The organism is Emticicia soli (assembly GCF_037860775.1).
GTDB classification, from domain to species: Bacteria; Bacteroidota; Bacteroidia; order Cytophagales; family Spirosomataceae; genus Emticicia; species Emticicia soli.
In genome coordinates this window covers 24321-37459 of the sequence record NZ_JBBEWC010000015.1, presented here as the reverse complement: position 1 = coordinate 37459, position 13139 = coordinate 24321, and the positions used below count along the sequence as shown (strand labels likewise).

Annotated in this window: 14 protein-coding genes; 8 read left to right on the top strand and 6 right to left on the bottom strand. The window is 38.0% G+C overall.

From position 1 onward, the window contains the following. Window positions 1-41 precede the first annotated feature (41 nt). Entirely contained in the window at window positions 42-920 is an 879-nt protein-coding gene (locus tag WAE64_RS21245; RefSeq protein ID WP_340239796.1) for a DMT family transporter, read from the bottom strand. A gap of 11 nt (window positions 921-931) precedes the next feature. Beyond that, on the bottom strand, window positions 932-1714 hold the full coding sequence (locus tag WAE64_RS21240) for a TatD family hydrolase (RefSeq protein WP_340239795.1): 783 nt from the start codon (window positions 1712-1714) through the stop codon (window positions 932-934). A 241-nt stretch (window positions 1715-1955) separates the two neighbouring features. Here WAE64_RS21240 and WAE64_RS21235 point away from each other — a divergent pair, with 241 nt between their 5' ends. Genes WAE64_RS21235 through WAE64_RS21220 form a run of 4 tightly spaced genes read left to right on the top strand, consistent with a single transcriptional unit; the run spans window position 1956 to window position 5834 of the window. Beyond that, window positions 1956-2711: a glycosyltransferase family 2 protein gene (locus tag WAE64_RS21235; RefSeq protein WP_340239794.1), complete on the top strand. Its 756-nt coding sequence runs from the start codon at window positions 1956-1958 to the stop codon at window positions 2709-2711. 32 nt (window positions 2712-2743) lie between these two features. Beyond that, complete coding sequence (locus WAE64_RS21230; protein WP_340239793.1) at window positions 2744-3256, top strand: metallophosphoesterase family protein; 513 nt, start codon at window positions 2744-2746, stop codon at window positions 3254-3256. Between the two features lie 17 nt (window positions 3257-3273). Continuing rightward, complete coding sequence (locus WAE64_RS21225) at window positions 3274-4779, top strand: hypothetical protein (RefSeq protein ID WP_340239792.1); 1506 nt, start codon at window positions 3274-3276, stop codon at window positions 4777-4779. A gap of 50 nt (window positions 4780-4829) precedes the next feature. Further along, window positions 4830-5834 (top strand): IS701 family transposase, encoded by a 1005-nt coding sequence (locus tag WAE64_RS21220; RefSeq protein ID WP_422706513.1) that lies wholly within the window; start codon window positions 4830-4832, stop codon window positions 5832-5834. Window positions 5835-5863: 29 nt separating this feature from the next. Here the strand turns inward: WAE64_RS21220 and WAE64_RS21215 are convergent, their stop codons facing one another. Both WAE64_RS21215 and WAE64_RS21210 read right to left on the bottom strand, forming a co-directional pair. Beyond that, a complete protein-coding gene (locus tag WAE64_RS21215; RefSeq protein WP_340239790.1) occupies window positions 5864-6784 on the bottom strand; it encodes an FAD:protein FMN transferase in 921 nt (306 codons plus the stop codon). 9 nt (window positions 6785-6793) lie between these two features. Further along, window positions 6794-7492: a hypothetical protein gene (locus WAE64_RS21210; RefSeq protein WP_340239789.1), complete on the bottom strand. Its 699-nt coding sequence runs from the start codon at window positions 7490-7492 to the stop codon at window positions 6794-6796. 167 nt (window positions 7493-7659) lie between these two features. On the opposite strand from WAE64_RS21210, the gene WAE64_RS21205 reads away from it, so the two are divergent. Next, a complete protein-coding gene (locus WAE64_RS21205) occupies window positions 7660-7974 on the top strand; it encodes a hypothetical protein (protein ID WP_340239788.1) in 315 nt (104 codons plus the stop codon). A gap of 32 nt (window positions 7975-8006) precedes the next feature. On the opposite strand, the gene WAE64_RS21200 is transcribed toward WAE64_RS21205, so the two are convergent. Beyond that, window positions 8007-9479, bottom strand: coding sequence for a UDP-N-acetylmuramate--L-alanine ligase (locus WAE64_RS21200; protein ID WP_340239787.1), 1473 nt, complete (start codon window positions 9477-9479; stop codon window positions 8007-8009). Window positions 9480-9862: 383 nt separating this feature from the next. On the opposite strand from WAE64_RS21200, the gene WAE64_RS21195 reads away from it, so the two are divergent. Together WAE64_RS21195 and WAE64_RS21190 are read left to right on the top strand one after the other, a co-directional pair. Continuing rightward, window positions 9863-11347 (top strand): type III PLP-dependent enzyme domain-containing protein, encoded by a 1485-nt coding sequence (locus WAE64_RS21195; RefSeq protein WP_340239786.1) that lies wholly within the window; start codon window positions 9863-9865, stop codon window positions 11345-11347. 49 nt (window positions 11348-11396) lie between these two features. Beyond that, window positions 11397-11528 carry a hypothetical protein gene (locus tag WAE64_RS21190; protein ID WP_340239785.1) on the top strand — a complete coding sequence of 44 codons (132 nt, stop codon included), beginning with the start codon at window positions 11397-11399 and terminating at the stop codon, window positions 11526-11528. Window positions 11529-11578: 50 nt separating this feature from the next. On the opposite strand, the gene WAE64_RS21185 is transcribed toward WAE64_RS21190, so the two are convergent. Beyond that, the gene (locus WAE64_RS21185; protein ID WP_340239784.1) at window positions 11579-12103 is read right to left on the bottom strand and encodes a D-glycero-alpha-D-manno-heptose-1,7-bisphosphate 7-phosphatase; all 525 of its coding nucleotides are present in this window, start codon (window positions 12101-12103) and stop codon (window positions 11579-11581) included. 159 nt (window positions 12104-12262) lie between these two features. On the opposite strand from WAE64_RS21185, the gene WAE64_RS21180 reads away from it, so the two are divergent. Further along, complete coding sequence (locus tag WAE64_RS21180) at window positions 12263-13120, top strand: sterol desaturase family protein (protein ID WP_340239783.1); 858 nt, start codon at window positions 12263-12265, stop codon at window positions 13118-13120. Window positions 13121-13139: the final 19 nt, after the last annotated feature.

Here is a 13139-nt window from a genome sequence, read left to right as displayed (position 1 = left end):
AAATATAAATGTGTATTTCTGCTCTAAACTTCAACAATAAATTACTCGCTGGTTGCTTTCTCTGTTTTTTTTCGTTGCCCTATATACAACCCAACGATTACCAAGGCAGTACCCAGAAAAGTATGGTAGGTGATGGGTTCATCAAGCAGAAAATATGAATAAATAAACCCAAAAATAGGGCATAGGAATAAAAAGAAGGAGGCTTTTACTGCATCAACTTTTAGTAAATATAGCCACAGTTGTACGGCAAGTATTGAAACCGGGAATATCAGCCAGAGCACCGAAAGGATAAAGGTGAGGTCGAAATTATTTGGTGCTTTATGCAACAGGAAAGTAAGTGGAAGCATCAGGATACCCCCAAGGAATACCTGCCAGCCGTTAATGGCTGTTCTTGATAGCTTCCAGTCGATATTAGAATAATAAATAGTAGCTATAGAGTACGAAAGCATACTCAGAGCCATATAGATAAGCCCCAAAGGTGTAGCATGGCTTTGTTGAAGTAGGGGATAGGTTGCTACGGCAACGCCTACTAAACCCAGCAATACTGCCATCCACTCGCCCAGTTTTACGCTACGACCTATCCAGAATGCAGATAGAATACTGATAAACAAAGGATTTGTAGCAGTTGAAAGACTACCAATGCCTGCTGCTACTTCTTTGATACCCAATACAAAAAAACTCAGGTAAAGCGTTACATTCAATACGCCAAAAATAGTAAGCTCACGCCATTCTTTGCCTTTAGGTAGGCGGTCTTTCTGAATCAGAAACGAGTAGGCAAGCATAATAATACCGGCAGCCAGAAAGCGTATCTGAAACAAAACCAGAGGCTCAACCGAACGGAGCCCGAATTTTGCCGCCGCCGAGGCCGAAGCCCACGAAGCGGCAAATAAAATGCCTAAAAGAAGGAGTTTCAGGTTCAATGTTCAGGTAATTATTTTTGTATCAAATTTAGGGCATTAATGGTTGTTTGGTTCACTACTTCAGCAAAAGATATTTGCTTCAATTCGGCTATTCGTCGTGCTACCAGTTCAATATAGGCTACTTCGTTTCGTTTACCTCGGTGTGGTACTGGAGCCAGATAAGGTGAATCGGTTTCGAGCACAATATGTTGTAAATCAATAGATGGAAGTACTTTGTCCATACCACCGTTTTTGAAAGTAGCCACACCGCCAATGCCTAGCAAAAAGTTAAGACTAATTACTCGTTGTGCTTCTTCCAGATTGCCCGAGAAACAATGAAAAATACCTCGTAAATCGCTCCAGCCAAATTGTTCAATCAGCTCAATACATCTTACAATGGCATTCAGTTCGCCATTTTTAGAGTTACGAGAGTGAATACAAATAGGCAGATTGTATTTTTGTGCAAGGCGTAACTGAGCTATAAAAGCCTCTTCCTGTTGTGCCACGTAGCTCAAGTCCCAATAGAAATCGATACCTATCTCACCAATCATCGGGAATTTTCGTTGCGAAAGCCAGTTTTCTATTATGTTTAGTTCTTGCTCAAAGTTTTCTTTTATGTAGCACGGGTGCACGCCCATCATAGGCAAGCAAATACCCGGATATTGTTGTTCTAGCGCCAGCATGCCGTCAATAGTCTCGTGGTCGCAGTTTGGCATCCAGATTTGCTTTATGCCTGCATCAAAGGCTCTTTGTAGCATTGCGCCTCGGTCTTCGTCAAACTGGTCGTCGTAAATATGTGCGTGGGTTTCTATCATTTATGAGTCAATTTTTTTGCAAAATTACAATGAAGTTGTTTAGGATTTTAATTTCTGTTTAAAAATAGGGGTGTTTTGAGCGAGACAAATCAAATAATAAAAACATAGCAGAGCTATGGTTGAAATTATTTGATGCAGTCGTAGCCAAAACAACACATTTTTAAAAGAAAGAAATAATTCTCAACAACTTCAATGTTAAAAACTGCAAACAATATTACTTTTGAAATTTAAACCTCATTCGATGAATCTTTCAGTAGCAATTACCACCTTTAACAACACCCGCACAATAAGACAAGTATTAGCAGCAGTAAGCGGCTGGGCCAACGAAATAGTGGTATTAGATAGTGGTAGCACCGACGGAACACTAGAGATTGCCAAAGAATTTGGCTGCCAGATTTATTACCGAAAATTTGAAGGTTATGGCGCACAAAAGCACCATGCCGCCAAACATGCTAGCAACGACTGGGTGCTGGTTGTGGACTCCGACGAAGTAGTAACTAAGGAGTTGAAAGATGAAATAAACTCTCGTCTGGTGCTGGGCAATGAGTACAATGGCTTTATGGTGCCAAGTACTATTGTGTTTCTTGGCGAAATGCTTCGCTATGGCCGAGAATATAAAATGCCACGTTTGCGCCTGTTTAATAAGAAATTTGGCAATTATAACCTTAAAGATATTCATGAGGAAGTGATACTTGAGGGGAAGGTAGGCAAACTCAATAACCATGTTTTGCATTACAGCTATGCCGATGTAACTGACTTCTTTCAGAAAGTAAATAGTTATTCGTCAAGAATGGCTATGGAATTATATAAAAAAGGTAAAAAGGCTTCTATTCTGAAAATTATCACCAAGTTTCCGATTACTTTTTTGGTTGAGTACTTCGTCAGATTAAACTTCCTGAATGGCTACCGGGGATTTGTGTGGGCATTTGCGCAAACAGTTTATGCTACGCTGAAATATATTAAGTTAAGAGAATTGCAAAAGGGGGCTTCGGAATAATAGAAGTTTCAGACAATTGAAAATCTACTAACATGACTACCATTGGCCTCATATCAGATACACACGGTTATTTAGATGAGCGAGTATTTGAACATTTCAAAGATTGCGACGAACTATGGCATGCAGGCGATGTAGGCTCAGTAACAATTATTGAGCAATTAGAGGCATTTAAACCCACACGCTTTGTTTTTGGTAATATTGATTCAAAAGAAATACAATGGAAGTTGCCCGAACATCAGTTTTTCACGCTTGAGGGCTTTAATATCTGGATGACACACATCGGCGGTGCTCCGCCTAATTATAATCCGGCTGTAAAGAAGAAATTTAAAGAGCATATACCAGATATTTTTGTTTGTGGGCACTCACACATTCTGCGTGTGATACGAGACGAGAAAATGAATAATATGCTTTATATGAATCCGGGAGCAGCCGGGAATGAGGGTTTTCATAAAGTAAAAACTTTGTTGAAATTTACGTTAGATAATCGAAAAATGTCTAACTTAGAGGTTGTAGAGCTAGGCAAGAGAGGCGCAATAACTCGTTGATTTTAAGATTAGCTATTATGAAAGACATCGATAAACGTTATCTACTAATTTTTACTTTTCTATTACTGTTACCTTTTTCGATTTCTGCACAATTGGTACAAGGAAAAAGGATAGAGTTTGAACAAACCAGTAATAGTGAAGAAGAACACCAACTGTTTTCTATGGGAGAAAACGGTGTTTTGTTGTTTTATTCAAAAGAAGATTTTTATCGTAGAAAAAAGACCTTAGATTTTTACCGCTACGACAGTACTCTTACCGAAATATGGCAAGCTAATTTTGTGCCAGAAGAAGAGTTTTTATTGACCAGAATTTATCAGAACGAGCGATTTTTATTTGTACTTTTTAAGAAACGAGAAAAAACAGACATTCGAGTACTTCGGCTCGATTTAGAGACGGGAGATAAAACCTATGTAGAGGGCAATTTGCTCACCAATATGGATATTGAGCATTTTGTAGTGTTACAAAGCAAAGCTTTTATTGGTGGCAAATACAACGAACGCCCCGTAGTGGTAATGTTTAGTTTCTTTGATAAAACTTCTAAGGTATTGCCCGAGCTACATGCCAATCACCTCAATATTAATGAAATAGACGTAAATGCTGAAAACGAAAAAGTATATGTAATGCTTAAAAACGACCGTAATTGTCAGTATATCATAAAAACTTACTCTTACGAAGGTAAAGCACTAAACACATTGACTTTAGGCGATAAGCAAAAAACGCCTATTTCGGGTAAGATACTTTATACAGACAATGGTACACCCTTGCTACTCGGTAATTATGCCGAAGGTTGCTCGCCTCTATCTATTGGTATTTATATGCAGAATCTGGCAAATGATTCTAAAATACAATACATTGATTTCTCAGACCTGGATAATTTCTTTAGTTTCATGGCTCCTAAAAAAGAAGAGAAGATAAAAGCCAAAATCAGACTCAGAAAAGAGAGGGGTAAAGAAGTAAAGCTTAGAAACCGATTGTTGTTGCACGATATAGTGCCTACAGCAGAGGGCTGGATAGTAATTGCAGAAGTGTTTTATCCTGAATATAAAGCACCTGCAAACAATAGTATTAATAACTGGCGAGGTTATCGTATCGGTAACGATACCTACAATAATTTCCGTTATACACATGCCATTTTATGTGGGTTCGACCACAACGGTAAATTGCTTTGGGATAACAGCGTTTCGCTCAAAGACGTAGAATCCAGCGAGCTAAACCCTAAGGTACAGATTACCCGCCAGGGCGATTTTCATATATTGGCTTACCCTAATGAAGATTTAATAAAAACGGTTATTGTTCGCAAAGATGAAAAGGTAAAAGACCTAGAAAGCTTTGATTTAAAGACAAGTTCAGAAACCGAAAAGATTACAGATACCGACCGCACGAGCCTTATTGCCTGGTATGGAAATAGTTTTCTAGCCTACGGCTACCAGACCATCAGAAAAGATAATGCACTCACAAACCGTGAGGTGTTTTCTATCAGTAAACTTACTTACTCACTAAAAGAAAAAGAAGGAAAACAATAGTTAGGACTTTCGCTTTTGCTAAAGCGCCTAAAAATAATTAAGTTAGCTTCATGCTAACAAAAAGACAATATGTTGAGTATTTATTGAGTACACCTCTCAATTATACTTGTACGAATATGGCAAATCATTTGGATAATGTTAGCCACGATTCTATCTGTGATTTTTTAAAGCGAGAACGCTTTACACCACGTCAAATGTGGGAACTTTCTAAGCCTTATGTATGGGAACAAGATGATTCAGAAAGTTATCTTATATGTGATGATAGCGTTCAAGATAAGCGATATTCACGCTTTATTGAACTGGTAAAAAAACAATATTCTGGTAACGAGCATGGAACAGTTAAAGGTATAGGATTAGTAAATTTAATACATTCATCAGGTAAAGATGGGGATTTTTACCCGATTGATTATCGAATTTATGCGCCTGAAACTGATGGTAAAACCAAGAATGACCATTTTCAGGAGATGTTTCTTAGAACTATTGCTGATAAAAACCTTAAAGCACGGACTATTCTGTTTGATAGTTGGTATGCATCAGTAGATAATTTAAAGTTAATACATAGAAGCAGTTGGACATTTTTCACAACACTGAAAAGCAACCGTACCGTTAGTATTAATAAGGAGCAAGGGTATATTCACCTTGATACCATAGTGTGGTCTGAAAAACAACTCCAAATAGGTATTGAGGTTAAGTTGAAAGAAGTTCCTTTCTTAGTGAAACTGTTCAAGATAGTGTCCACAGACGGACACATTGACTGGGTAATTACCAATTCCTCAGACTTTAACCTTTGGGCTGACGATGTGAAAGAGAGTAACGCCGTCAGATGGCAGGTTGAAGAGTTTCACAGAGCATATAAACAACTAACTGGCTCTGAAAAATGTCAGTGTCGTGCGGCCCGTTCCCAAAGAAACCACTTAGCCTGTTGTTATCATGCTTGGTTATCTCTTAAAATTAAAGCCAAAGAACTTAATCAATCTTTATATCAAGTTAGAAATGGATTATTTGCAGATTTTTTGAAATTACAACTAAGAAAACCGAAAATCTCCGCTTTATAACCATTCCTAAGCGAAAGTCCTAAATAGTATCAGAGTACGATTGCTTTCATTTTTTTTGCCAGCTTTTTGCTACGGTGTTTATCCATTAAAGATAGCGCCTTTGATAACCAGTCGGAGACTGTTCCATCTTTGGCAATCACGCTTATCTGTTGAAAATCATTAACACCTATGCCTGTTTTGGGGTCTAGTATATGCGAATATTTTTTACCATCAATCTCTACAAACTGATACATATTACCTGATGTTGATACGCCGCAGTTTTTCAGGTAATAATCTTTATTGTTAATAATTACTTTCCAGCCTTTTTCTTTTGGTGGCGCATCTGATATTACAATATTGCCTCCGGCTTCAACCATAGCTGCCGAAATGCCGTTTTGTTGTAGGGTTTTTATCATTTCGTCTTCGGCGTAACCTTTGCCTATACCACCGAAATCGATACGCATTCCTTGTTTTTGTAATTGTATCGATTGGGCCTTCTTGTTCATCAATATATTGTCAATGCCTACTTTTGCTCTTGCCTCTGCAATCTGGGTATCTGATGGCAATTGCTTCTGGCGTTTCATTCGTCGCCATAGCTGTGTCATGGGGCCAATGGTAATATCAAAAGTGTTGTCAGATAAACGAGCGGCTTCTATTGACACCTCAATTATTTTCCATAAATCATTACTTACTTTTACGTATTCTCCGCTTCCGGCAGTTCGGCATAGGCGATTAACCTCACTATCTTCACGGTAATCGCTCATAATGATATTTAAGGTATCTAAACGCCGGAATGCCTGCTGCGCAGCAAACGAAGCCTGCGTAGAATCTTGCGCATAGAGCATAATTCTGAACATAGTGCCCATTTGCGGGTGCGAGAATTCAAAACGGGTTTGGCAGTAAGTATAACTGCAAAAAAAGAGGAATAAGCCTATTAGGCTATTCCTCTTATCAAGAATTTTTATAAGCATTTTTGACTATTACTTAATTTCAAACAAAGCATCAGCCAGGTTTGTGTTTGCTTCAATTTTAGATGCCGTAAGAGCCAATTGCATCATGCCTAGGTCTTGGTTTAATTTATGCGCAATTTTCACTCCGCTTACATCTTTATAATCGCTGTAGTCAGAAGTAATGGTTTGAGAACCCATTGGTGTTTCGGCAACAATCACCTGGCGTACCTTTAAGCCAGAAGCAACATCATAGAATTCTGTCATTTTCACAGCTCCGATAGTTACATCAATTTTGTGCGCATCGGCATTATTAACTTTTTCTTTGCCTACATAATTCAATTTGGCTCCCATAGCTGTATATTCAGCTTCTGGTACTATTACAGCCTGTACGGCTACGGCTTTTACTTTTTCCGGGTCTGTGATGTCCTCAGAACCTTGCATGCCACTTGCGCGCACTTTAGTACCATCGCACACCTGTTTCTGAACTTCGCCCATTCCTACTACGTTTACAGCTTGTAAGAATTTATTAGGCGTTTTTTTCTGGATAACAATCTCAAGAGATGCTCCTTGTGCTTCTCCTGTATAATTCATTGTTACGTCTTTTATTTTTGCAATAGCATCTTTACCACCAATAGCTGTTACGTAGTTATTGATTACTTCTTCGGCTGTTTGGGCAAATGATAATGTGCTTACAAACAGTGCGGATACAAAAAGACTAATTTTTTTCATCGATTAATGTTTTAGTGTTTTAAAAGTGATTGTAAAAATGTAAAACGATTTGGTAGTTTCCTAATATTTTATGATAATCGGGTATTTATGACTAATTATGCTTCAATAAACGATGATAAGTGTTTCAATATTTCTGAGACGCCGAAATACTTATTAATTTTGATGATATGATTATTATTAAAGGCATACCTTTCAAAAAAATCAACGGAATCACGCTTTTTCCGTTTATCATCGTAAGGCCCCGAAAACCTACTAAAACCCTGATAAACCATGAGCAGATTCATATAAGACAGCAGCTAGAGCTATTGGTGATACCGTTTTATATTTGGTATGTGGCCGAGTGGGCATATCATTATGTGCAATGCAAAAAATGGTGGGTGGCTTACCGGAGAATCAGTTTTGAAAAGGAGGCTTACGCCAATGAGTCAGATTTTGAGTACCTGCAAAAAAGGAAATTTTGGGCTTTTTTGAAATATAAATAGGGGCACTATTAAGCGCCCCTACCAAAGGGGTATTAATCGTTATTAAATACTTTTTTGAATTGTGTCAATAGACCTGACCACGAGTTATCTTCTTTCTGCTGGGAGATAACCTTCACTTTCGGGAATTCTTCTTTTACTTCTTTCTCTAAAACCTGTTTGGTGAGTTCGGGTAAAACTATACCACCAAATGTACCTGACGACATCATGAGCAAGTTGCTCTGGAACCAGTTTTGCTCTAACAGATAATCAACAAGTTTTTCACGTTCAGTAAATACAAGTAGTTTATCATCACCAAAGGCTTTTTTGATTTCTTCCGGCGAAATAGCAGGAAGGCGTTTCATTTCGAGCGTATGAGGAGAGTAGAAAACAACTGCTACATCAGCATCGTCCATCGTTCCTTCATACTGAGGAAGAAAATCCTTATTCAGACTACTGAATGTATGGAGTTCATAGCAAGCAACCAAGCGGCGGTTGTTATAAAGCGTTTTGGTTGCGTTGGTTGTAGCCTTTAGCTTAGACGGCGCATGGGCAAAATCTCTGTAAACAACAGTATTATTGTTTTCGCCAAGTTTTTCCAGGCGTTTCGATGCGCCTTTGAAATGGCTGATGGCCTCATAGAATTCTTCGTCGCTTATGCCAAGTCGGTCAAGAATTATCTTAGCACCATTCAGGTTTTTCATGTTATGTTCACCAAAAATCTCAAGAGGCACTTCCGTTTTTCCTACAAGCAAAATACACTTGCCATTTTCAACTCTGTAAGGGTGTGCCTTATATGGGAACTTACCAACGTCGGTTCGGTCTTTTTCGCCTATTACTTTTACAATATCATCGGTTTCGTCATAAATGATAGAGCCTGCTTTGGGTAAACCATCGGCTAGCTCTTCGAAAGTCTGCACGTAGCTGTCGAAAGTCTGAAATATATTGAAGTGGTCCCAGGCGATACCGCTAATAAGGCAGATATGCGGATGATAAAATAAGAATTTAGATTTTAAGTGAACTTTCGATTCAGGGTATTCATCACCTTCAATAATTATCACCGGCGACTCATCATCAAGATTTACCATTACATCAAAACCTTCAATCTGAGCACCTACCAGGTAATCAAATTTGCGGTTGTGGTATTTCAATACATGTAAAATCATGCTTGTGATGCTTGTTTTGCCGTGGCTACCAGCAATTACAACACGTAGCTTGTTTTGACTTTGCTCGTAGATGTATTCGGGGAACGAGTAAACTTTTATGCCTAACTCTTTTGCTTTAGCTAATTCCGGATTGTCGGCAAAAGCGTGCATCCCTAAAATAACTGCATCTAAATCTTTTGTGATTTTTTCGGGAAACCACCCTAACTCGGCAGGTAAAATGCCTGCTTCGGCCAAACGGCTTTTCGAAGGGTCGTTTATTTCGTCGTCTGAACCAGTTACGATATATCCTTTTTTATGAAGTGCAAGCGCCAGGTTGTGCATTACGGCGCCACCTATAGCAATAAAATGAATTTTTTGGCTCATTTATAACAAGAATTTCACAAACCCAAACGTTTTAAAATGACTTGTTTTTTGGATTTGGTATGATGATAGCAAAAATAAAAGTAATAAAAATTTGTGAACCACAGTCATAAAAACGGTGTTACAAATATCAGTTGCAAAGTTGTTAAATTTATGTCACATTTGCACACTATTTTCAAGAGAGATAGACCTTTAAGAAGCAAGAAATTAATTGGATTAATCCTATTTTAATAAAAAGGTTGGTTTCTAGTGGCTTAAGCGCTACAAAAGCCAATTATGGTAATTGATTTTAGATTAGTATAAATACAAAAAAATAAATATTTTAATTCAAAAAAAAGTTCAAGCAATTTTAAACCCTTAAAAGTTTTTATGCATTTTACTTAGAGATGAAACGTTACATAGACCTTATTGAACAAACCTTTGAGTTTCCGACACGGGAATTCGGTGTTGATGAAGAACACACACTTATGTTTAACAATGTGCCTTTAATGGACATAATTAAACAATATGGTACTCCATTAAAAATCAGCTATTTGCCTAAGATTTCGGAGCATGTTGAAAACGCTAAATTGCTTTTCAGAAATGCAATGAAAAAATATAATTACAAAGGAAGCTACACCTACTGTTACTGTACAAAATCATCACATTTCAAGTTTGTTATTGAAACTGCTCTCAAGAGTAATGTTCATCTCGAAACTTCGTCGGCTTTTGATATAGATATTATCAGATCGTTGTTTGAAGAAGAAAAAATAAATGAAAGCACCTACGTTATTTGTAATGGCTACAAACGCCCGAAATATTTAGAGGGAATCTCGGCTTTGCATAACGATGGTTTCATTAACTGTATTCCGATTCTGGACAATCTGAAAGAAATTGACTATTATCTGCAAAATTCAAAGGCGGAAACTGTAAATTTGGGTATAAGAATTGCTACTGACGAAGAACCAAATTTTGCTTTTTATACGTCTCGTCTGGGAGTAAGATATAGCGACATAAGCGAACTTTATAAAGAAAAAATAAAGCCTAACCCTCGCTTTAAGCTAAAAATGCTTCATTTCTTTATTAATGCAGGTATTAAAGATAACGCCTACTATTGGTCGGAGCTTACTCGTTTCATGTTTAAGTACTGTGAAATGAAGAAAGTGTGCCCAGACCTTGACTCTATTGATATTGGTGGCGGCTTACCGATTCAGACCTCTCTGGTATTTAATTATGATTATCAGGCAATGATTGACGAAATCATTGAGAATATCCAATGGATTTGTAACAAAAATAATGTGCCTGTGCCTCATATCTTTACCGAGTTTGGTAGCTACACAGTAGGAGAGAGCGGTGCAGTTATTTACAAAGTAATTGATAAAAAACAACAGAACGATCGTGAGTTGTGGTACATGATAGATGGCTCGTTTATTACTCAATTACCAGATTCGTGGGGAATTGGCCAGAAGTATATCATGATGCCTGTAAATAATTGGGATAGCCCTTACGAAAAAGTAAACCTGGGTGGCTTAACTTGTGACTCGCAGGATTTTTATAATACTGAGGCGCATTCAGAAGATTTGTATCTGCCTGTGTTTGATATCGAAAGCGAAGACCAATACATTGGCTTCTTCCATACAGGGGCTTATCAGGAATCATTGGGTGGCTATGGTGGTATTCAGCACTGCCTTATTCCGGCACCACAGCACGTTTTGGTTAATTTGGATGCTGATGGTAACATTACGACCGAACTCTTTGCTGAGGAGCAAGATAGCAACTCTATGATGGAAATTCTGGGGTATAAGTCACAGAAAAAGAAAGAGACGCATACGATACCTGGTAATGGAGCTTCTAAAAAAGCTAAAAAAACAACAGAAGAAGCTTTAGTATAAAATAAACCGTGTTGTTAAACGTTTTATTAAGAACCGAAATTAATATATAATGAGACCTAAATTACTGATTCTTTTTCTGTTGGTGGGTATAGGAGCCACAATGACCTCTTGTCGTAAACAGCAATGTCCGGCTTATGGTAAAACCTCACCCAAAAGTATAGCTGAGAAGAAACATTGTTAGTAATATAAGATGGTTCATAGGGTTTAAGGAATCCTATGAACCATTGTTTATTAATACGTAGGGTTATCTACAATAAATTTTGAAGCTTCCCAAAGGCTACCAAAACGGTAGTCGGCAAGGTTGGTGTTTTCTTTTCCTGTGGCAATGTGTATTGTTTTTACACCTGCTTTTATACCTGCTTTTACATCTCTTTCAGCATCGCCAATCATATATGAGTGGGTGGTATCGATGTTGTATTTAGCAATGGCTTTTTCGAGCATGAGCGAATCAGGCTTGCGCAACAACGACTCTGATGTGTATTGAGGGTGGTGTCTGCAATAATAAATATCATCTATTACACCGCCGCATTGGCTCTGTAAAAAATTATAACAATTTAATACGTCTTCGTGGCTATAAAGCCCTTTGGCAATACCTGCCTGATTAGTAACGACTATTAACAAATAACCCGCTTTTTTTAATAAATTCAGGCCATCTACCACTCCTTCCGGAATAATATAGTCTTCTATCTTATAAACATAATCGGTTCTGTCTTCATTGAGTACGCCGTCACGGTCAAGGAAAATGCACTTTTGCATATATCGAAATTAGGTTAGTAATGTGTGAATGTTTGGATATTACAAATTAAAGAAAAAATATAATAAATTGTAGCCAAAGTTTTGTGAAAATTTTATTTATGCCTAACTTTTGTTTTAATTAATCATTACATCTACGACCTCATATTAAAATATTGGATTATGGAGCAAATTGTTGAATATTTCAGAACCATCCCTTCATCGCACAGAAGTGTTATTCTGGTAGGTGGGATTGCGCTTTTCTGGATGCTTGAAAGTGCCGTTCCGCTATTTCGGTTCAAATATAGCAAAGTTAAGCATGCGGGCATAAATATCTTTTTTACACTTACTACTATCATCATCAATTTTGCATTGGCGTTTATCTTGCTGAAGTCGTCAGACTGGGCAGTTGCCAATCATTTTGGTATTTTACAATGGCTGCCCCAAATGCCTTTATGGCTTTTTGCCATTACCGGCCTTTTATTACTAGATTTAATAGGAGCATGGCTAGTGCATTGGGCCGAGCATAAAGTAAAATGGATGTGGCGTTTTCATCTGGTGCATCATACCGATACGCACGTAGATACAACCTCGGCTAATCGGCATCATCCGGGCGAAAGTGTGTTTCGCTTTGTGTTCACTACAGCGGGCGTTGTACTGGCAGGGGCACCCATGTGGTTGGTATTTATGTATCAGTCTATATCGGTGTTGCTTTCACAGTTTAACCACGCCAATATCGTAATCCCTAAATGGCTCGATAAGGCCATGAGCTGGGTGTTTGTATCGCCAGATATGCACAAGGTACATCATCATTATGTACAGCCTTATACAGACTCTAATTATGGCAATATATTCTCTATTTGGGATAGGCTATTTGGCACTTTTATGACCCTTGACAGAGACAAACTGATTTACGGAATAGATACACACATGAAACCCGAAGAAAACGACCGTTTGAGCAATTTATTGAAGGTTCCGTTCCAGACCTATCGCCCGCCGGTAGGGGCTAAGTTTAATGAGGAAACGCAGGCGGTTCAGTAAGAAACCCTTATTCTTTGAA